The sequence below is a fragment of the Mesobacillus sp. AQ2 genome (assembly GCF_030122805.1).
Taxonomy (GTDB): domain Bacteria; phylum Bacillota; class Bacilli; order Bacillales; family Cytobacillaceae; genus Mesobacillus; species Mesobacillus oceanisediminis_A.
On record NZ_CP126080.1, the window covers coordinates 2,183,744 to 2,204,107 of the forward strand.

At 39.4% G+C, this 20,364-nt stretch carries 22 protein-coding genes and 2 pseudogenes; 21 read left to right on the plus strand and 3 right to left on the minus strand.

The features are described from left to right. Positions 1 to 41 precede the first annotated feature (41 nt). The 3 genes from QNH36_RS10945 to QNH36_RS10955 all read left to right on the plus strand — a co-directional run bounded on the left by QNH36_RS10945 (position 42) and on the right by QNH36_RS10955 (position 3,397). Positions 42 to 1,049, plus strand: a complete 1,008-nt coding sequence (locus tag QNH36_RS10945; RefSeq protein ID WP_481825307.1) for a FecCD family ABC transporter permease — start codon at positions 42 to 44, stop codon at positions 1,047 to 1,049. Next, positions 1,046 to 2,053, plus strand: coding sequence for a FecCD family ABC transporter permease (locus QNH36_RS10950; protein WP_283905202.1), 1,008 nt, complete (start codon positions 1,046 to 1,048; stop codon positions 2,051 to 2,053). The genes QNH36_RS10945 and QNH36_RS10950 overlap by 4 nt, the downstream gene beginning before the upstream one ends. 831 nt (positions 2,054 to 2,884) lie before the next feature. Beyond that, positions 2,885 to 3,397, plus strand: a complete 513-nt coding sequence (locus QNH36_RS10955; RefSeq protein ID WP_283905203.1) for a hypothetical protein — start codon at positions 2,885 to 2,887, stop codon at positions 3,395 to 3,397. A gap of 99 nt (positions 3,398 to 3,496) precedes the next feature. Here the strand turns inward: QNH36_RS10955 and QNH36_RS23920 are convergent. Continuing rightward, positions 3,497 to 3,630: pseudogene (locus QNH36_RS23920) on the minus strand (PCYCGC motif-containing (lipo)protein); the annotation flags it as partial. Between the two features lie 656 nt (positions 3,631 to 4,286). On the opposite strand from QNH36_RS23920, the gene QNH36_RS10960 reads away from it, so the two are divergent. From QNH36_RS10960 to QNH36_RS11010, 11 genes are all read left to right on the plus strand, one after another. Next, positions 4,287 to 5,306, plus strand: coding sequence for an STAS domain-containing protein (locus QNH36_RS10960; RefSeq protein WP_283905204.1), 1,020 nt, complete (start codon positions 4,287 to 4,289; stop codon positions 5,304 to 5,306). Positions 5,307 to 5,438: 132 nt separating this feature from the next. Then, positions 5,439 to 5,864, plus strand: a complete 426-nt coding sequence (locus QNH36_RS10965) for a DMT family transporter (protein ID WP_283905205.1) — start codon at positions 5,439 to 5,441, stop codon at positions 5,862 to 5,864. 25 nt (positions 5,865 to 5,889) lie between these two features. After that, a complete protein-coding gene (locus QNH36_RS10970) occupies positions 5,890 to 6,579 on the plus strand; it encodes a Crp/Fnr family transcriptional regulator (protein ID WP_283905206.1) in 690 nt (229 codons plus the stop codon). 18 nt (positions 6,580 to 6,597) lie between these two features. After that, complete coding sequence (locus tag QNH36_RS10975) at positions 6,598 to 7,092, plus strand: DMT family transporter (protein WP_283905207.1); 495 nt, start codon at positions 6,598 to 6,600, stop codon at positions 7,090 to 7,092. 168 nt (positions 7,093 to 7,260) lie between these two features. Then, positions 7,261 to 8,088: an STAS domain-containing protein gene (locus QNH36_RS10980; protein WP_283905208.1), complete on the plus strand. Its 828-nt coding sequence runs from the start codon at positions 7,261 to 7,263 to the stop codon at positions 8,086 to 8,088. Between the two features lie 97 nt (positions 8,089 to 8,185). Further along, entirely contained in the window at positions 8,186 to 8,923 is a 738-nt protein-coding gene (locus QNH36_RS10985) for a phosphatase PAP2 family protein (protein WP_144475800.1), read from the plus strand. A 170-nt stretch (positions 8,924 to 9,093) separates the two neighbouring features. Beyond that, complete coding sequence (locus QNH36_RS23960; RefSeq protein ID WP_481825308.1) at positions 9,094 to 10,050, plus strand: methyl-accepting chemotaxis protein; 957 nt, start codon at positions 9,094 to 9,096, stop codon at positions 10,048 to 10,050. A gap of 304 nt (positions 10,051 to 10,354) precedes the next feature. Continuing rightward, complete coding sequence (locus tag QNH36_RS10995; protein ID WP_283905209.1) at positions 10,355 to 11,503, plus strand: M20 metallopeptidase family protein; 1,149 nt, start codon at positions 10,355 to 10,357, stop codon at positions 11,501 to 11,503. A 462-nt stretch (positions 11,504 to 11,965) separates the two neighbouring features. After that, positions 11,966 to 12,808 carry an STAS domain-containing protein gene (locus QNH36_RS11000; protein WP_283905210.1) on the plus strand — a complete coding sequence of 281 codons (843 nt, stop codon included), beginning with the start codon at positions 11,966 to 11,968 and terminating at the stop codon, positions 12,806 to 12,808. 40 nt (positions 12,809 to 12,848) lie between these two features. Further along, positions 12,849 to 13,223: a nuclear transport factor 2 family protein gene (locus QNH36_RS11005; RefSeq protein WP_283905211.1), complete on the plus strand. Its 375-nt coding sequence runs from the start codon at positions 12,849 to 12,851 to the stop codon at positions 13,221 to 13,223. Positions 13,224 to 13,316: 93 nt separating this feature from the next. Further along, entirely contained in the window at positions 13,317 to 13,754 is a 438-nt protein-coding gene (locus tag QNH36_RS11010) for an SRPBCC domain-containing protein (RefSeq protein ID WP_283905212.1), read from the plus strand. 81 nt (positions 13,755 to 13,835) lie between these two features. Here the strand turns inward: QNH36_RS11010 and QNH36_RS11015 are convergent, their stop codons facing one another. Next, a complete protein-coding gene (locus QNH36_RS11015; RefSeq protein WP_283905213.1) occupies positions 13,836 to 14,780 on the minus strand; it encodes an aldo/keto reductase family protein in 945 nt (314 codons plus the stop codon). 254 nt (positions 14,781 to 15,034) lie between these two features. On the opposite strand from QNH36_RS11015, the gene QNH36_RS11020 reads away from it, so the two are divergent. The 6 genes and pseudogenes from QNH36_RS11020 (at position 15,035) to QNH36_RS11045 (ending at position 18,862) form a co-directional block, all read left to right on the plus strand. Beyond that, positions 15,035 to 15,130 (plus strand): putative holin-like toxin, encoded by a 96-nt coding sequence (locus QNH36_RS11020; RefSeq protein WP_251541532.1) that lies wholly within the window; start codon positions 15,035 to 15,037, stop codon positions 15,128 to 15,130. Between the two features lie 516 nt (positions 15,131 to 15,646). Beyond that, a complete protein-coding gene (locus tag QNH36_RS11025; RefSeq protein ID WP_283905214.1) occupies positions 15,647 to 16,171 on the plus strand; it encodes a ribonuclease H-like YkuK family protein in 525 nt (174 codons plus the stop codon). 410 nt (positions 16,172 to 16,581) lie between these two features. Then, a pseudogene (locus QNH36_RS23965) lies at positions 16,582 to 16,725 on the plus strand (excalibur calcium-binding domain-containing protein); the annotation flags it as partial. A gap of 210 nt (positions 16,726 to 16,935) precedes the next feature. Further along, positions 16,936 to 17,859, plus strand: a complete 924-nt coding sequence (locus QNH36_RS11035; RefSeq protein WP_283905216.1) for a DNA/RNA non-specific endonuclease — start codon at positions 16,936 to 16,938, stop codon at positions 17,857 to 17,859. 304 nt (positions 17,860 to 18,163) lie between these two features. Beyond that, complete coding sequence (locus QNH36_RS11040; protein WP_283905217.1) at positions 18,164 to 18,571, plus strand: DUF4362 domain-containing protein; 408 nt, start codon at positions 18,164 to 18,166, stop codon at positions 18,569 to 18,571. A gap of 87 nt (positions 18,572 to 18,658) precedes the next feature. After that, entirely contained in the window at positions 18,659 to 18,862 is a 204-nt protein-coding gene (locus tag QNH36_RS11045) for a hypothetical protein (RefSeq protein ID WP_283905218.1), read from the plus strand. Between the two features lie 117 nt (positions 18,863 to 18,979). Here QNH36_RS11045 and QNH36_RS11050 read toward each other — a convergent pair whose 3' ends face one another. Beyond that, positions 18,980 to 19,600, minus strand: a complete 621-nt coding sequence (locus tag QNH36_RS11050) for an NAD(P)-dependent oxidoreductase (RefSeq protein WP_283905219.1) — start codon at positions 19,598 to 19,600, stop codon at positions 18,980 to 18,982. A gap of 113 nt (positions 19,601 to 19,713) precedes the next feature. On the opposite strand from QNH36_RS11050, the gene QNH36_RS11055 reads away from it, so the two are divergent. Then, positions 19,714 to 20,247 (plus strand): P-loop nucleotide/nucleoside kinase family protein, encoded by a 534-nt coding sequence (locus tag QNH36_RS11055; RefSeq protein WP_283905220.1) that lies wholly within the window; start codon positions 19,714 to 19,716, stop codon positions 20,245 to 20,247. Positions 20,248 to 20,364: the final 117 nt, after the last annotated feature.

Sequence of the window (20,364 nt, forward strand, 5' to 3'; positions counted from 1 at the left end):
TTGAGAATTCCTCTTCTTGCTATCAGAAAGATGAGATGCATATGATCAACAAAAACAGCTATCTCCCCATGCTAATAAAGTTCGTTGGCGGAATCCTCGTCCTGGCCGCAAGTTTCATGACTGCCATGGTTTTTGGTGCAGCTGATACGAGCATCAAGGAGATCTGGCTGGCGCTTACTTCAACTATTAAAACAGATACAATTACCATGATCCGGGAGATTCGTCTGCCGAGAGAGGTTGCCGCCATTTTTGTCGGCTCTGCCCTATCTGTAGCTGGTGCGATCATGCAGGGATTGACGAGAAACCCATTGGCTGATCCGGGATTGCTGGGACTTACAGCAGGTGCCAATGCAGCATTGGCACTGGTTATGGCGCTTAGTCCGGGGGCCGGCTACCTCACCATTACGATTGCTTGTTTTATTGGTGCAGCTGTCGGTGTAGTGCTTGTTTTTGGTATTGGCGCGCTGAAAAAGGGAGGATTTTCTCCTTTTCGGATTGTCCTGGCTGGTGCCGCGGTCTCGGCCTTTTTGTTCGCGGTCGCCGAGGGAATCGGTCTATATTTCAAAATCTCAAAAAATGTCTCGATGTGGACAGCCGGCGGCCTGATGGGCACTTCATGGACTCAGCTGAAAATCATTATTCCGTTCATAGTGATTGGGATGCTCGTTTCTTTATATTTATCGAGGCAATTGACGATATTAAGCTTGAGTGAAGAAGTGGCGGTAGGACTTGGACAGAAGACAAATTTGATTAAACTGGTATTATTCATCGTGATTGTTTTACTCGCAGGATCCTCTGTCGCACTAGTAGGGAATATGGCCTTTATTGGGCTGATGGTCCCGCATATCGTCAGGATGATTATCGGAACAGATTATCGATTTGTCCTGCCGATGTCAGCCTTATTCGGTGCCTCGTTCATGCTCATCGCCGATACGGTGGGGCGAACAATCAACGCTCCTTATGAGACACCGATCTACGCGATTATTGCGATGCTCGGACTGCCGTTCTTCCTGTTCATTGTCCGTAAGGGAGGGAAGAGCTTCACATGATCCATCCGTCTATTATAAAAAAACAAAGAATCATAGTTGCGACTTTAATTGTTTTAATTATATTAACCATTATTGCTAGCCTGGGTCTCGGCTATTCCTCCGTCTCGTATGGCCGGATTTTGCCTACGATACTCGGGAATGGCACCTTTAAAGAAGAGTTTGTTTTGTTTGAGATTAGACTGCCAAGAATTATCGTGACGCTCCTTGCAGGTATGGCACTGGCAATTTCGGGCTCGATTTTACAGGGATTGACCCGGAACGATCTAGCCGATCCAGGAATCATCGGAATCAACTCCGGAGCAGGACTGGGAATTGCCGTTTTCTTTCTCTTTTTCCCAATCGACGCTGCTTCATTTGCCTATATGCTGCCCATAGTTGCTTTCACTGGCGCGTTGCTGACGGCTGTATTCATCTATTTATTCTCGTATAAAAAGGGAATCGGACTTCAGCCGGTGAGATTGATTCTCGTCGGAATAGGGTTTTCCATGGCATTATCAGGTGCAATGATTGTGATTATTTCAGCAGCTGAAAGACAAAAGGTAGATTTCATCGCCCGCTGGCTTGCCGGAAACATTTGGGGAACAGATTGGCCGTTCATCGTGGCCCTATTGCCATGGCTGCTGATCCTCATTCCGTTCACACTCTATAAGGCCAATCGCTTGAACCTTCTGAGCTTAAGCGATCCTGTTGGCATTGGAGTGGGAGTATCGATTGAAAAAGAAAGAATCGTTCTGTTTCTAACAGCTGTTGCCCTGGCCGCTTCGGCTGTTTCAGTGACAGGTGGGATTGCGTTCATTGGATTAATGGCACCGCACCTTGCGAAAGCATTGATTGGTCCGCGAAACCAATTGTTCCTGCCAATAGCAGTACTGATTGGCGGATGGCTGTTACTGTTCGCAGACACGATCGGCAGAAACCTCTTGGAACCAGAAGGTATCCCTGCAGGAATCATGACTGCGTTGATAGGTGCACCGTACTTTGTGAATTTACTTCTAAAAAAATAGTTGGCTGAGACTTTTGCTAAACTCGGGTAGAAGGGCGTCGAAACTAGACTTTCAACGTCCTTTTGCATATAGATAAAAGGGCTAGAACCCTGCAATAGGCACAAAATTTGCTATTCTGGCCGCTAAAGAACCTGAAAAATACGTGTGTGGATTATGTATTAGAACAGATGGACAAAAGATACGATACCGAAGGCAGAATTGAATTAGCTAAAGTTATAGTGGAAGTAAGACAAGAATTGCAAAATTTCAATTTGAGGGAGATATTTTTTCTTTTTTGAGTATTTCTCTAGAAACCGTTTAATTCGGTCATTTATGCATAAATTAATGAAAAGTAATCAAAGATGGTGACTAAATGCATACGGTTGGGCTTTTTTTGATATTGGCAATCTTATCAATAACTTCCCTGTACTTCTTGACCAAGAGAATGAACGTCACGAACTTCTGGGGCTGTTATTTTTTATCCAATATTCTTATCACAAATACTGGTTTAATCATTAATTTAAATTTAAAATTAACAAAGCAAGACCCATCAAGTCATTTAATTTTTTGGACTCAAAAAATTCCCGAGTTAACTCTCAAGCCTGCCTTACTTATATGGTTAATCTATATTTTGTTCTCTAATAGAACTATTTTTAGTAAATCAATTTATTCTTTAATCTTTTTAACAGCACTTGTTTCAATTGAAATATATTTTGTCCATATTAAATATTTGCAATGGGTAGAGTGGAATGGATTTTATTCCTATTTGAGATATAGTCTGATTTTTATTTTATTGGCGTTCTTTTCCTTTTACTTTGAAAAACTCATTAATAAAGAAGAGGAGGAAACGATTTGATTTTACCTCTTCCTGAGAAATTTGATGCTAATGAAATTTTTATCCTCTGTTCTACCGTTCTTACTTTGGCTCTAATGTATAAATTACCTAGATACTTGTCCGCGGTAACCATTATTATCATTTGGCTGTTTAATGTCTTTCTTGCTTTGACAGCTGATATAACCCTTAGTGTAAAACCTTATGAATTATACTATACGATCGACCATAACACACATGAACTATTTGATGAATTATTGCACTTTGTAACGTACCCTACTCTGCCTTATTTTGTAGTGAACTTTTATCATTTTTTCAAACCCAAAGGAGTAAAACTTCTATCTTATATTGTTTTTTGGTCCGGAATCGCTATAATGCTTGAAGGGATATCTGTTAAATTTCATGTTTTTACATACACCGGCTGGAACTTGTTGTTATCCTTTGTGGTTTATTTGGTTGTATTTACCGCTAACATTTGGCTTGCAAACTTTATTGAAAAGAAACATCCATCCAAATGGACAACAACTCATTGACACTGTTTTGCAGAATCCCTTTTTAACAAAACAGGGGAGGTCTGTTGAATAAGAGATGATGAACGAAAACAAGAAACACGCTAAAGGTTAGCGTGTTTTTCACTTCTTCAAAAGTATAGGTGTAGGATCCATCCTTGTGCCTTCGTATTTTTTATCGTTCATATGACGAAATCTTGTAAGTTTGTCCCTTTTTCAAATTCTGATTTAGCTTTAAGGACTATGTCAACACAGACCTGTCAGCAGCTTGTTCTTGATGGTCAGTATTTGAATGGCTACACTTATCGACGTGATCCTTTACCAGTAATTGACGTAATCGTTGTTAATATAGGTGAAAGATACTTCTTCACTGACCTTCTTTTTTAAAAGTTGATATTTTACTATAAGAATTCCAAGGTTCAATGCTTCTATTCTGGATAGTTGGATGAGTTGAGATTTCAGCACTCCTGAATTACCTTCTTGAAATAAATAGGAATAGAGAAGGAGATGCCTCTTTAACCACGAATAGTGTTAAAGATGACTTGAATCATAAAGGAGTGGGTGACATGCCGGATAAAAAGCCAATTAACGACGCAATGGACCACATGAGTAAAATCGAAGGATACCCTGCGGATGTAAATCTGAAAAAGTTACCGAAGCCTTTAAGTCGGGTATTTCATGGTTAGTTTCTTTTCATTGACCATTCTATTTATCATCATCGCCAAGTTGTTCAGATAGCTCCATTTAACGCAAGTTGCTTATATGAGTTTTTTTTAGTAGTTTTTGAGTGAATTAATCAGACCATTTAAAAATCATTTTATTTCAGAACCTACCAGGGGCATCCTGGTATACTGGATTCTTCCAAGTCGTTCATATAGAATGGTACTAAGCCGAATATTAAGGGAGTCGAAATATGGAGAATCCTAATTATCAGATAAAAGTTAATAAAAATGAGTTCGTTTGGAATAGCCTGGGAGGGGAGCTTACATTTGATGGGGCACCTGCTTTATTGTTCTGGGATTCGGCGATTGAGCTGTTTCTGAAAACGATTGAAGAAATATCCGGAAATGATGTCTCAAAGACTGTCTATGAAGTGACCGGGTTTCGAATGGGCCATCTGGTAAGCACGTATTATAAGGGCAGAACAGATGTCGTAGAGCTTTTAAATGAATATAGTGATATTTATAAGAGTGCTGGCTGGGGAATTTTTGAGATTCATGATTACTCATATGAAGAGAAGAGGGCTGTTGTGAGAATCCGGAACAGCTGGGAACACCGGATTTTTAAACTCGCTGATAAAAATAAAGTGTGCGTTCTGCTTCCAAGTCATTGGGCTGGCATTTTCAGCGGACTTTTTCAGCAGGATATGTGGTACAAAATGACGAAGAGCCAGCTGGACGGTCATGAATACGATGAAGTGGAAATTTTCCCATCGAACATAACGATTTCGCAAAATATCCACGAATTAGCGAGAAGGAAAGAACAGGAAAGCATCTTCGAATTGGAAAAAAAGGTAGAGGCGAGGACCGAGGAGCTTTCCTCATTGGTTCAAGAACTGTCCTCTCCAATTATTCCTGTCCTAAAGGGCATTCTAGTGATCCCGTTAATTGGCAAGTACAACGAAGAGCGGATCAGCAACATGACGGAGAAATCATTAATAGAATTCACGAGGCTGAAGGCTAAATATCTGTTAATCGATTTAACAGCAATCAAGCAGGTAGATAATTATTCCATCCATGGGATAGAAAAATTAATCCAGGCAATCCGGTTGATTGGCGGCCGATGCTTCATTGTTGGTGTGTCTTCGGAACTAAGTATTCAAATTTTGAATTCCAACGTGAATTTAGATGGAATCCGATCTTTCTCCAGTCTGCAGCAGGGCGTTGAGTACGCTATCGGGCAGAATGGGTATGAATTGGTGAAAAAGAAGTAAAAGAAGGCTGGACTGGAGAATTTGGCTCCTGGTTCAGCCTCTTTTATTTTAAAGTTTGGGACATATGTCCTTCCTGAATTCTCTAATCTGTCTTTTAATGAACATATACATTAGGATTAAGGAGAAAAGTAAATGAAAGGTATTGTTTTTGCGGTTTTAGGAGGAGCTTTCATCACTTTGCAAGGGGTAGCCAATTCAAGAATCAGCCAGGATATTGGCACATGGCAGACGGCCACGATCACCCAATTTGCGGGGTTCTTAGTGGCTTTAGTGATTTTATTGGTTTCTGGGAAAGGAAAGTTCCAGGGATATTCAAAGGTACGCCCACTTTATCTAATTGGCGGTACATTCGGAGCAATTGTCGTCTTCGGGAATGTTACAGCAATCCATTATATAGGTGTCACCCTGACCGTTTCTGCTATGTTGATTTCCCAGCTTGGAATGACGGTGTTAATTGACAAGAATGGTTGGTTCGATGTTAAAAAGCAAAAAATGAAGATATCACAAATCATTGGCATTACCATGATGGTTGCCGGCGTGATGATTCTAGGTATGTAGCTAAAGGGAAGGATTGTATAGGAAAATGGAATATGCTGATCAACTTGAAGAATTCTTGAGTTCCGGTGAGATTGCTCCTTTGTTTAATGAAGAAATCCTTCCGTACTTATCACTTTACCATTTTAAAAAAGGGGAATTGATTTGCTCTCAGGGCGAGGCTGCTGAGTTCTTATATATCCTGGTAAAAGGAAAGGTGAAGATTTACACCACTTCTGAAGAGGGAAAAACACTGATTCTGTCGTTTAAAACTCCACTCGAAGTGATTGGGGATATTGAGTATGTCCAGGAAATTGATACCATCAATACCGTTGAAGCTGTTACTCCAGTCATCATGATCGGAGTAAAGCAAAGTGCTGCCAGACAGTTCTTGAAGAATCATCCGCCATTCATACAATTTTTGCTTCAGATCATTACACGGAAATTCTATATTAAATCACAATTCATGCGCCATAATATTATGTACCCGGTAGAGACACGGTTAGCAAGTTACCTTGTATCAGTCGCTTATGATGAAAATGACGCACTGGTCAACGGGAATGTCAGCACATCCAATCTCACTGATATCGCAAATCTGATTGGAACGAGTTACAGACACCTGAATCGGGTCATCAAACAATTCTGTGCTGCCGGACTGGTAGAACGAAACAAGGGGACGATCCTGATCAAAGATTTGGAAAGACTGAAGTTGGCAGCAAAGGAAAATCTTTATGAGTGACAAATGGGAGGCTATACAATGTTAATTGGTTTATTATCCGCCATAATTGCAGGGACTCTTGTCGGCATGCAAAATATCTTTAACAGCAAGGTAAATGAAAAAGCAGGATCCTGGGCGACCACAACCTTGGTATTAGGGCTTGGTTCTCTGGCCTCCTTCATCATCGGCCTGTTCTTTGAAGGCCGTGAGATTTTTAATTTGGCAAATATGCAAGGGTGGTATTGGTTCAGCGGTATTATGGGCATTGGAGTTATTGTTGGAATTGTTCAGGCAATCAGGTTTCTGGGACCGACCTTCGCCATCTCCATCGTATTGACATCGCAACTCGGATTCGCAGTATTGTGGGATTCACTTGGCTGGATGGGACTCGAGAAAGTTCCTTTTACAGAAAAGCAATTGCTGGGAGTTCTAATCATCATAGCAGGCGTCATCGTTTTTAAATGGAGTGAAGGAAGAGGAGAAAAAGACGCCGCTATTACAGCAAACCAGCAGAAAAACGCAGAAATATTATAATCAATTTTTTTTATAAGAGATTTTATCTACGACAGTTTTTGCACTGTCGTATTATTTTTGTCTTTGTGATTAATTTTTAATATGTTTTACTTAAAATTATTATCTATCGTTACAAACATGGTATAATCTTAAAAAGAAAAAACGGACCAAATATTAGGAGCTGAAAAAGTGAACCCATTCGAAAGATTTTCCCGATACCTTATTGAAAATGCTGAAAAGATCAGTAAGGAAATTACTGACTATAATTTGAAAAAACTTGACATAGAATTGCCTGACGAAATAGTTTCCGAATCCATAAAGACGAACACGGAATTCCTTGGGTTTCTTGGGGAGACACTTAATCTTTCGAATGAGACGGTAGCAGAGAGGTTCAATCAATGGTATGAACAAAAACAGATCAAAGAAAAACAAGCTCAGTACGCAGCCCAAGAGCTTGAGGGCATCATTAAACCGTATGCGGAAACGCGTCTGCAGCTGATTGAAATGTTGACGAAAGTGTCGATTGGCGAAGGACTTTCGACTGAAGAGATTGTTTTTGTCAATAACCGTCTCAGTTATCTGCTGGATTTAAGCATCACTGAAACGATTATCGAACGAGAAAGACAAACAAAAACGATGAACAAAAAGAATGAGCAAACCATTACTGAGCTTTCATCGCCAATTGTCCCGATTGAAAAGGGCATGGCAATTCTGCCGCTCATTGGCGAATTCGATTTTGAACGAAGCGACTATATCATGACTCATGTGATCCCGAAAATCAGTGAGCTGAGAATCAAAACGCTGATCATCGACTTTTCCGGGATTGCTACAATTGATGGAGAAATTGCAGCACGGATTTTCAATATCCATAAAGTCCTGAAACTGATTGGAATCGAGACGATGCTTACAGGAATTCGGGCAGACCTCGCAATTGACGTCATTAATACCGGCATCGATTTTTCCAAACTGGACACTTACGGAACCGTCCAACAGGCAATTTTATCCTATGGAAAATAACAAGAAGAACGAACGGCAGTTGGCTAAGCTGCTGTTTTTTGTTTGTCTTCATTTTAAAAAGGGAATTTCATTTGTATAGATTGGAGGGAACAAGTAAATGAATGAACACAAGAAAACAAAAGCGAAAAATACACTTCTCCCCGTTTTTTTGATCGCTGCAGGTCTGGGTACATCCATCGCTTTTCTCTACTTATTCGCAAATCTAGCGGAGGAAATGCTCGAATCCGAAGTAGAAAGTTTCGATAGCAGTATCATTGGATTTTTCAATCGGTTTGCCACTGACTTGCTGGATGGAATCATGTTTTGGATCACCGAATCAGGTTCGATTTGGTTTCTGACTCTTTTCTCAATACTATTTCTCTCATTCTTATGGTTAAAAAAGAGAGACAAATGGAGCATTGTATTTTTTATCACTGCCATTGGAGGAGGAGGCCTGCTGACGAAGCTGCTGAAACTTTACTTTGGAAGGGAAAGGCCTGCCATCGATGAAACAATAGACGCAATCGGGTACAGTTTTCCGAGCGGACACTCCATGGGTTCCTTGCTTTTTTACGGATTCCTGGGTTACTATCTGCTTCGTTCCGATTTGAAAAAAAGAATCAAATGGACCGCTTTTTACCTATGCGGACTGATTACGATCCTAATCGGGATCAGCAGGATTTATCTTGGGGCGCATTATCCGAGCGACGTCATTGCCGGCTATCTCGCTGGTGGCATCTGGCTGATTTTATGTATTCTCGCATTGGAGTACGTAAAGTGGAGAAGTGCTTCACAAAGGAAACCAATAAGGGCATTTAAAGAGTTTATTGGCCGACAGTTGAATCAAAAATTATAATAGGATTTTACTGTGAATGGTCCCTATTTTGCGCGGTATAGACCGAGTTTTTTTAGCTGGTTACTACAATAGTGGCCAGTTCTTTGGGTAGTGTGATAAATATCACAACTTGCAAGAGGTGTTGTTGCTATAATTTTCATGCAAATAGGGAGAAAGCGTGGGAAGATAGAATGCTGACATCGTTAAAGCGGTTAAAGGTAGCGCAAGGGGAAAAACAAGCACTTCAAAATAAAGTAGACGAATTGTATGCCCAATTTGGAGAAAAGGAAGCTTTTTTTCAGGCTTTTATGGAAAAATTTGCGCGGGAATTGGGGAACACGATTTCTCAGCATGAACTGGTTAATGATCAACATTATGTAATGGGGAGTATGGTCGGTCAGATAAAAACCCACTTTGATAAAGTGAATGAGATTAGTCAGGATTCTGTCCATCATGCAGCAGGGCTTGCTAGTAAAGGCCACGTATTAATCAGTTCATCGAAAGAGATGGTTCTGAAGTCTGCTGAGGGCGGCGAAATGGTCAGGCAGGTCGAACAACTGATTAATCGCGTCGGGGAAATTTCAGATCAGGCATTCCAGAATATGAAGAAATTGAATGAACGCTCTAGGGAAATCGAAATGATTGTCAAGGTCATAAAGGAAATTGCCGATCAGACCAATCTCCTTGCTTTGAATGCATCGATTGAGGCAGCGAGGGCAGGAGAGCATGGCAAAGGTTTTGCGGTGGTAGCCGAAGAGGTTCGCAAGCTTGCCGAGAATACAGCTAAAAGCACGAATGATATCGGTTTGCTAACAGCCAACATCCAGAATGAAATAGAGGAAAACATGAATTCAGCAACGTCCAGCGCAAAATTAATTCACCAAAGCATTCATTTAAGCAAGAAAGCATCAGCTGGCATGGAATACATATCCTCGGTCATCCAGGAAGTAGAGTCAGAAGTTGGAGAAGTTATCGTGGAGATCGAGCATCAGAAGGACAGCTCACACCAGGTAATGGATGAACTTACTCAAACAAAAATCCTGTTTGACCAGGTAAACGAACTGATTCAGCAACATATAGAAGAAGCAAGTAAAGTGGACATAAAACTGGAAGAAACGAATAAGCAGATTGAGAGTTATAATTTATAAAAATAGAAGATTCAACACATGCGACAGGAAAGTACTGTCGCCTTTTTCTGTTGGTAGCAACAAAGCTTTGTCTGAAGAAAGATTTTCTGCGGACAAAATCCCGGTGTACTAGCAAGGAAATGTCCGTTGTAAGATCATCTTCGTTCAAAATAACAGGAGAGAAAACTATTAAAACATCCAACACCAATGGTGTGTCCCCTATTATGATTTTCTATTCAATTATTAAAAACAAAGATGTATAATTACATTATTGTTATGTATATTTATAAATTAGTAGAAATAGATACATAGGGGGACAAAAGGGATGTCATTTTTATCGGATCACCTAATAAAGCAGGCGGTGCAGGACCGTCGTTATCTACATCAGAATCCGGAGTTATCTGGTGAGGAATATGAAACTAGTAAGTATATTCGAAACAGGCTTGAGGCTCTGGGAATTAAGATATTGGACTTCGAGCCTCCGAGTGTTGTTGGGTATATAAAAGGAATAACCGGAGAAAAGACACTTGCATTAAGGGCGGACATTGATGCTTTACCGATGCAGGAGGGGGGAGATAAACCTTATCTGTCAAAGAATCCGGGCGTCGCACATACATGCGGGCATGATGGCCATACAGCCGTGCTGCTTGCAGTGGCGGAATGGATAGTCAACAACAGGCAAGCCGTAGACCACAATATTCTGCTTATTTTCCAGTCATCAGAGGAAATCACGCCAAGTGGAGCGGAATATCTGGTCAATCAGGGAGTTCTGGAAGGTGTGGATGCGATTTTTGGCCTCCATTTATGGCAAGGAATGAAAATGGGAAAGCTTGGTCTAGCACATGGACCGCAAATGGCTTCTTGCGATGATTTTGAAATTACGATTGAGGGCTATGGCGGGCACGGGGCATCACCGCACGAAACGGTGGATCCGATTTATGTGGCGTCCCATGTCATGCAGGCTCTGCACGGAATCGTCAGCAGAAAGCTTAATCCCATTACACCGGGTGTTATTACCATCGGAAAAATTGAAGCCGGTTCTACCTATAATATAATCCCCGGTTCCGCCTCGCTTCATGGAACGGTTCGAGGCTTAACTCTTGAAGCAGTCCAGACGATGCGCTCACAGATTAAAAACCTAACCGAGGGAATTTCTTCGGCATTCGGAGCAAAGGGGAAAGTCAATTTCATTTTGGGGACACCTCCATTGGTTAACGATGTAAAACAAAGCAGTTTTGTCGAACAAGTCATCAAATCAGCTTATGGCGATGAACAATTCGAGCTTGTCCAGCCGGGTATGGGAGCAGAGGATTTCTCACATTACCTGCTTCATATACCAGGTGCTTTCGTATTCGTCGGAATGGGAGGAGAAAAAAGCGCTTATCCGCATCATCATCCGAAGTTTGATATAGATGAAGACTCCTTGCCGATTGCAATCAAATTGTTTGTTGAGATAGTGAAGGCGTATAACTAAGTGCGTTGAATTAAAACGGGCAAAATCAATTCTAATATTGATTTTGCCTTTAATTTTTCCTATTTGAACGGTCCAATCAATTTTATTTAGGTTGAAATTAAACTAAATAGATAACTCTGAGGGATATGGGGACTATCCTTATTGGGAATCTCCGTTTTTAGCGCCAATACGAATAATAAACTCCGTAATTAACAGAACCAACAAGTTTCAAGATTTTTTTGAAGACGCAAAGGAAATGTTTGGTTAATGTATGTTCTGGTTAATTAGACACCGTTTAGCTTATCTAGTAAAATCAATAGTATTCATATCTTCTTAAAATTCAGAGGAGCTTTACATAATCGAATATCCTTCAAATATATGATTTCCAGGCACATAGGTCCTTTTTGATCGAAGCGAATAAACTAATAAAACTGGATCATTGACATTTACTTACGAATTTAATGGAGAAAAAAGGGGTAACCAATGACAAAAAATTGGAATGAAGAATTGTATAAAGCACTGATGGAAAATAAAATGACACTAGCTGATCAATGGTTAAAGATGAGAGAAAAGAGGGCAGATTCCATCTATTCTGCTGATGCTGATCAAAAGTACGAAATGCTTTTGAGGGAGCAGAACGCTTTGACTACAAAGACAATCGCCAGCTCATTACTGGATGATAAGAAAGAATATCATGAAAATCACGAGCAATGGACAGCGATGGTGGCGCAGAGTCGGGCAGATTTAGGAACTCCCATTTATGAAGTGCTGGAAGCTGTCCACCGCTTTCGAATAGTCATAATGGATTTTTTAGGCTCCTATGTCACTGAACAGGGAGTTGTCATTACCAAGCAGCATATACTAAACTGGAATCAATCGATTCATTCGGCATTTGATTTGTTGATACAAGAATTTTCGAAAAGATACTATCTCATCACACGGGATCGGATGAAAGCCCAGCATGATTTAATCACTGAATTAGGAGCTCCGATTATTCCGTTAGGAGATACGAGTGCTGTTTTGCCGCTGATAGGGGAAATAGATACCGAAAGGGCAAAAAAGATATTGGAGACTGTTCCAGCCAAATGCATCGAGAAGGAAGTGGACAGGCTATATATTGATTTATCAGGTGTCCCCGTTGTTGATACAATGGTAGCACAGCAAATTTACTCAATCATTCAGGTGTCATCTCTTCTTGGCATCGAAACGGTTCTATCAGGTATTAAACCGGAGGTAGCCATGACATCTGTCCAGCTTGGCATTGATTTAAAGGGAGTAAGGACCTTTAACACATTACAGCAAGCATTGCAGAAGGTTGGTCGGTAGATATAATTATAGCTTGTTCAAATAGAAGGGATGATTTACAATGAAAAATTCTTTAAAAGAAAAAGCTCAGTCATTTTTGCAAATGGTTGCTTCAGGAGAAGTGCGCGAAGCATACCTTAAATACATTAGTCCGGAATTCCGTCATCATAACCCCTTTTTCCCGGGAGATGCTGACTCTCTCATGGCGGCTATGGAAGAAAACGCTATTAAGAATCCTAATAAAATCATTGAAGTAAAACGTGTAATAGAAGAGGGAGATAATGTTGCGGTTCACTCCCATATTAAGCAACAGCAAGATCTACCAGGGGTATCAGTTATACATATTTTCCGCTTTCATAACGGCTTGATTGTCGAGTTGTGGGATGTGGGTCAGCCAATACCGGAGAATACCCCCAATGAAAATGGTGTATTCTGACCTAGAACATTGTAATAAAGTGAAAAGGGGTGTTGATTCGTTTGATTACATACTCCTTTATTTGTCATAATCAAAGAGAGGATAAGATGATCAATGAATAACCTTACAAAATTTATAATATATAAACCAGTCAATGAAGTATTTGAAGCATTTGTGGACCCTGGAAAGATCGGTGGTTTTTGGTTCTCATCGAGTTCTGATAGGTGGGAAACAGGTAAAACGATTACTCTTCGATATGATGAATACAATGCACAAATTGATATTAAGGTATTAGAAGTTAAGTTGAATAAAAAAATTGTTTTTAATTGGAATGCAAATGGAGAAGGGCATCTGGTTACAATTTCTTTGATGGAGTTGGATCATGCGAGTACACGCATCGAAGTGAATGAAGAAGGTTTTAATGAAAATGATGATGATTTAGCCTTACAATTATTAGACAATAAAGAAGGGTGGGTATTTATGCTGACCTGTTTAAAGGGTTATCTCGAGAATGGTATTAATACTCTGAGGACTGGATTAGCTAAGGATTGAACAGAAAAACATCAAAAAGACTTTTAACGTATAAATAAACCAAAGGATTCGCGGGTGAATCCTTTGGTTTTTTGTATTCTATTACCCGTTAAGGATTTCATTGATTCTATCTAGAACATCATTTGACAATTTCACGCCTGAGGCTTTTACGTTTTCCTCTAGCTGTTGTGGGCGGCTTGCACCTACAATTGCACTTGACACGTTTGGCTGTCTTAAAATCCATGCAATAGAGAGCTGTGCTAAACTTAAATTTTCTTCAGCTGCCACGGATTTTAACTCTTCCACTTTTTCAAGGTTTTGTTGTGTAAGGATGTGGGACATATTTGTATTCTGCTGTGCTGCTCGGCTGCCTTCAGGTGCCATCTGGTCTTTTGAGTACTTTCCTGTGAGCACACCTTGTGCTAGTGGAGAGAAAACAACCTGGCCAATCCCATGCTTTTCGCTGACAGGGATGATCTCATTTTCTATGTTACGGTGCAGCATGCTGTAATTCGGCTGGTTGACGACAATTCTATCTAGAAGCTTTTTATCAGCAAGATGGACCGCTTCGGTAATTTGTTCAGCTGTCCATTCGCTGACACCAAGATAAAATACCTTTCCCTGTCTTACCAAATCATCAAGAGCACGCAATGTTTCTTCCAGCGGGGTTTCCTGATGGTATCGGTGGCAATAATAGATATCAATGTAATCCATTCCTAGCCTGTTCAGGCTTGCATCGCATTGCTCAATGATATGTTTGCGTGAAAGCCCCTGATCGTTCGGGCCATCACCCATTTTTCCAAATACCTTTGTTGCTAGTACATACGAACTTCTAGGGTATTTGGACAATGCTTTGCCGACCACTTTTTCAGCCTCACCCCGGATATAGACATTTGCAGTATCAAAGAAATTGATTCCAGATTCATACGCTAAATCAATCGAATCAACCGCATTTTGCTCTTCCACATACCCGCCATATGTAAGCCAGCTGCCAAGACTAATTTCACTTACTTTCAACCCCGTGTTGCCTAAGCGGCGATATTCCATGTAAAAACCTCCTGTTTTTAGAATTTACTTAATACTTACACTATAAAACAGGAAGGATGACAGGTCTATTTTTTTCTTCGGAAATCGAAAGAAAGGATACCTATCGTATTTTGAAATGGTTAATATTTAGTAGACATAAGACAATGTTTGCATTAAGTGCGAACGTACATTCCTATGGTATAATTATCTAGGTACAGTAAATGCGGGGTGGGCAGCGGCCATTCCTCACTTTCTTAGGAAAGGGGGTGCCGCTGATGGTTACGTACGAAGCAATGAATATGATGATTAGTTTTGCAACTCTAGTCATTGCCGTAGTCGCATTAGGTATTTCTGCAAACAAAAAGAAATGACCTACCCCTGCAACGCCAATTGTTTGAGTAGATCATTTCTTATTCAAGTAGTGGCCGCTGCACTTCAAGCAGCTTGCTGTACACCTGAGTTTCCGGTTGCACCCGGAAGCTCTTTTTTAATATATGGACTATTCATTTATATTATAAACATTTTTAAATCGAAAAGTAAATATTATGGCATTAAGTTGCCACGAGATTATGATTAATTAACGTACTCTCATTAAGTATTCTGCAACAAAAAGAAATTGACCTACCCTGCATCGCGCAATGTTTTAGTAGGTCAATTCTTATTAATACTAATGGCCGCTGCACTACAAGCAGCTTGCTGTACATTAAGTTACCGGTTGTGGCCGGTAGCTTTTTTTATATGACCTATTAGTAATTATAGCTATCTTGTAAGAGCGAACGACATGCTTCACCATCGAATCAGATTATAAAGAAGCAGAAATGCTGATATCCACCTCTATCGTAGCATATAAATGAGTACGACTATTCTCCGAATTGCAGGTGAATGAAATGAAACTTCAACAAGGTTTTCAGAATTTGTCAAAACGGAATATGGATTTTGAAGAGGTCTTTCAGCATATATTGTCGTTCATCAAAGTGCAGCCAAATGGCAACCACAGATTAATCATTGGCACCGACTCTCAAGTACATGGTTCCTCCACCCGTTTCATCACCGGGGTGGTAATACAACGGGAAGGAAAAGGTGTATGGGCATGCTACAGTTCAGTTGATATAGGAAGAAAAATTGAAGCCTTGCAGGAGAAGATTTCGTTGGAAACAAACTTCACGCAAGAAGTTGCCTGCATGTTCACTCCGCAAAAACAAAAACAAATAATCGACCTATTGCTTCCATATGTTAAAAAAGGTGCCAGTTTCAAGATGGTGGGACATTTGGATCTGGGCCTGGGGGCAAAAAATAAAACGAGAATATATGTGGATGAAATGATTAAGCGTATCGAATCGGTCGGGCTCGAAGCACAAATAAAGCCTGATTCATTTGTGGCCTCCAGTTATGCGAACAGATATACGAAATAAGGGGTGTTCACTTTATTATTCAATGATAGAAAAAAATTATGGGGGTTATTTAATTGAAAAAGTATTTAGTAGGTTTTTTGGTTTTATTTTTAATTTTTAGTTTAGGTGCTTGTTCATCTGAAAGTTCGAAGGCCTCCAAAGCAGAGGATAAGAGTGAGGAGAAAAGTTCTGATGATAAAGCAAAGTCAGAAACCAAAGAAAAGGCAGAAGCAGAAGCCAAAGCGAAGGCAGAAGCGGAGGCCAAAGTGAAGGCAGAAGCGGAGGCCAAAGTGAAGGCAGAAGCGGAGGCCAAAGCGAAGGCAGAAGCGGAGGCCAAAGCGAAGGCAGAAGCAGAAGCAGAAGCTAAAGCAAAGGCAGAAGCAGAAGCAGAAGCCAAAGCGAAGGCAGAAGCAGAGGCCAAAGCAAAGGCAGAAGCAGCCTCAAGTGGGGGATCAGAGGTCTTTGCCAATTGCACTGAACTAAGAAAAAAATATCCAAATGGTGTGCCTGCTGATCATCCAGCCTATCAACCTAAAATGGATAGAGATAAAGATAATTTTGCTTGTGAAAGATAATTAACTATCACTTTAAAATGTCCATGAATAATTCGTTCTCAAATAAAAAGATTAGATATTTATTTCCTTGATGTGATTCTTCATACTGAACACTAATGTAATTAAGTTAATCTTGGATTATAATATAATCAATAGGTTTATGAAGTTAAGTATGTTTACATTCCAAGAGTTATAGAATGATTATAGGAAACAATTGCAGGAGAGTCCTAAATGAAAAAGAAATTGAACTATTTAATCTTACTTATAACGATTATCTCTATGGTTGGTTGTACCAATGTAGAAGATGCATCGGATACGGATCGAGAAACAGATCCACAAGAAGTAACCACAGTTAATACAAATAGTGAAAAAGAAGAAACTAACACTACGGATGTTGATGTGGAGGAAACGCCATCCCAACAAAATAATGAGCTGTTCTCAGGCTACAAACTTATTGAAGTTGATGGCGGTGATTTGTCTGGATATCGTGAACCTAATGTCGTCGTTGATATTGGTTATGGGGAACGTGAATATTGGGCATTTACTAATGAATACGGTCAACTAGTGCGTGTCATTGCTGATGAAATCATTCTACAAGATGACCGTAACGAACCTGTATTATCTTCTGGACGATACTATTCTGACGAAGCAAAGGTTCCAGGTGTTGAAAGTGACGTTTTAGATGAAGGACACATCATTGCTGATTCTCTCGGAGGGGTATCGAATGCTTATAATATTACACCGCAAGATATTACTCTCAACCGACATGGTGATCAAGCTTATATGGAAGAGGTGATCCGTAGCGCTGGTGGAGCCACTGATTTTGAAGCAATTATCACATATCCGAATACGGAAACCCAGATTCCTTCCAGCTATCAGTATACCTATACTTTAATGGGTAACAAGATCATTGATAAATTTGATAATGTGAACCCAGATGAAGTAAACGCATCACTTGGTTTAACAGGCAGTGATCCTTCTGATTCAAATAGTTCCAACACAAACGATGATGTTTCTAGTGTTGATACTGACGGTAATGGACAGGTGACGATTAAAGAAGCCAAAGCAGCAGGTTTCAGTATGCCAATAACGAGTGATCATTGGTTATACCCATATATGCACGATGCTGATAAGGACGGGATGGTAGGAGAGTAAGCCCCTGGAATTCCGAGCCTGAACATAGGGATATTTTTTAAGTGTTATGTAAATAGTGGCTAAAATAAGAACAAGCGGATAGCAAAGTAAACAAGGAAATCAACTCGTCAGTCTTGACGAGTTTTTTTATTCACTTCCCACTTAAGATGAATATGAATACATATAAATGCTTCTGAAATCATAAATGGATATATATGTTAATATTAAGTTGGTAATAGATGTATAGTTGTAGTGAAGTGTAAAAGTGGATGTAAATTAAGAAGTGGAACTTTCTTTTAATGGCTGATGGATTGGAGGGAAATTTATGAGAAGATATTTGTTTTTTATAGCTTTTGGTATGATCTTTTTGTTGATAGGGGGGTGTGGGGATATAGAGAAAAACTATGTTCCTACAGAATCTGACATTGTGCATAGAAATAGTGGTGGACTTGTTAATGAAACTAGATTAAAAGACTTTATTAATAACACAGAAACTGGGCAAAAGGATCATATTCGTGTAGTTAATTACACTAAAGAAGGAGACCCAATTCTAACTGATTTAAAATATAACGGAGAGCAACTAGAAGTTACAAACGATTCGACTAGAGATGAGTTTGGCAGTGGTGAGATAAGCACTTTTACTTGCAAGAACATTTCATTTGTAGGAAACAAATATACCATCATGGGATGCGAAGGGTATAAAATACCATATCACTTGGCAGAGGGTAATTGAACAAAGTTAGGTTTTCTATAAGGAATCACAGTTTAAAATTCGAAAACCTCTATTACACCTAAAACTTATGAAATGAGGTAATAATAGTTGAGGATTAATAACCAGATATTTATTGAATGGGCAATTAAGAGGGTTTACGAAGACTTTTCTTTTACAAAGGCAATAGAATCTGGCATAAATTTAGTAAGCTTAAAAGAAGGTGAGAAGGTCGAAGTACATCAGGTGATAAATGTAGGGGAATTTAATGATGGAAAAATATTTCTGATTATTTTAAATGTTATAAAAGATTAATGGAAAAAGCTTGGCAATATCCATGTTAAGTTTACTTATAAAAAAAGTATTAAAGGAAGCAGAAAATTGCGCTTCCTTTTTCGAAATTATTCCCAATAATAAGTTGTATAAGAATTACTAATATGCGATTCCTACCCGCGAATTTTTATACTCATTTGTACTTATTTGCTTATAAGCAAATTCTGCTGTATCCTGTACAGATATTTCAGTTCCACCCTCTGGCAAAAAGTCTTTGCTTATTCGATATTTGCCTAGCCGTTCTCCATTTGGCAAGTAAGTAGGGCAGACAATAGTCCATTCGAGCTTAGATAGTTTGAGCAGATCGTAAACTTTATGATGTTCTTCGGCAGCACGAGTTGACTTCCGCTTTGATTCAGTTGATTGATAACGGAGAATTGCTGGGGTAATTCTGCTTTGCAGAATACCTGCAGTTCCTACCGTTATTATTCGATTAATACCTTCGTTTTCCATTGCTTCAATAATTAATGGCATACTTTCTGATAAAGTGGATGTGCTATCAGTATCTAACGCACTGATTACCACATCAATCCCTTGCATTGCCTGTACTATATCTTCTTTATTTAAAACATTCCCTTGAATAATAGTTAAATTTCCATTATTTATTTTGATTTTCTCTGGAGTGCGGACTAATACAGTAACATGATGTCTGTCGTGAAGAGCAAAAGAAACTATCTGACTTCCAACTCGTCCAGTTGCACCTAAAACTAAAATATTCATACGTTGAGCTCCTTTATGTAAGTACTAATATTTTACTATAAAAGCCATTTTATTGTTTGATTAAAACGGGTGAGTAAATTTAATTTAAGTTGTAAATAAGGGGGAGTAAACCGATGTATAAGAAATTAAATTTAGATGGCCTGATATTTCCTGAACGAGATGATAATATCCCTTTAGTAATAATGATGTGTGGCGTTGCAGGTTCCGGTAAAACTACATTAGCCCAGCAATTAGAAAAACAAGGATTTGTACGTCTTTCAATCGATGAAGAAATATGGGCTACTAATGGTCGTCACGGCATTGATTACCCAGTTGAAAATTATGAGAAATACAAGGAAATTGCAGAAAGAAAATTGAGGAATCAATTAGTAGAGTTAGTTCAGGATAAACGACAGGTGGTAATTGACTTTAGTTTCTGGCAACGTTCAAGAAGGAACCAATATAAACAGATTATTGAAGAGGCTGGCGGTGAATGGAAACTTTTCTATTTGAAAGTCCATCCAAAGGATTTGCGTGAACGACTTAAGTTACGAAGCCAACGTTTTGATGCAAATGCTGCCTTTATTATCACAGAACAGATATTAACTGACTACCTTAGTGGTTTTGAAGTACCAGTAGGTGAAGGAGAAATTGTAATTGAAAATTGAGGTTTGCCTTATAATAAAACTTCTTTACACTTAGCTCCCGCTAAAAAGGGTAGATGCGACTATTCTTATTGAATAATCGCATCATTATAAAATGATTTGGTTTTACAAGTTTTATTG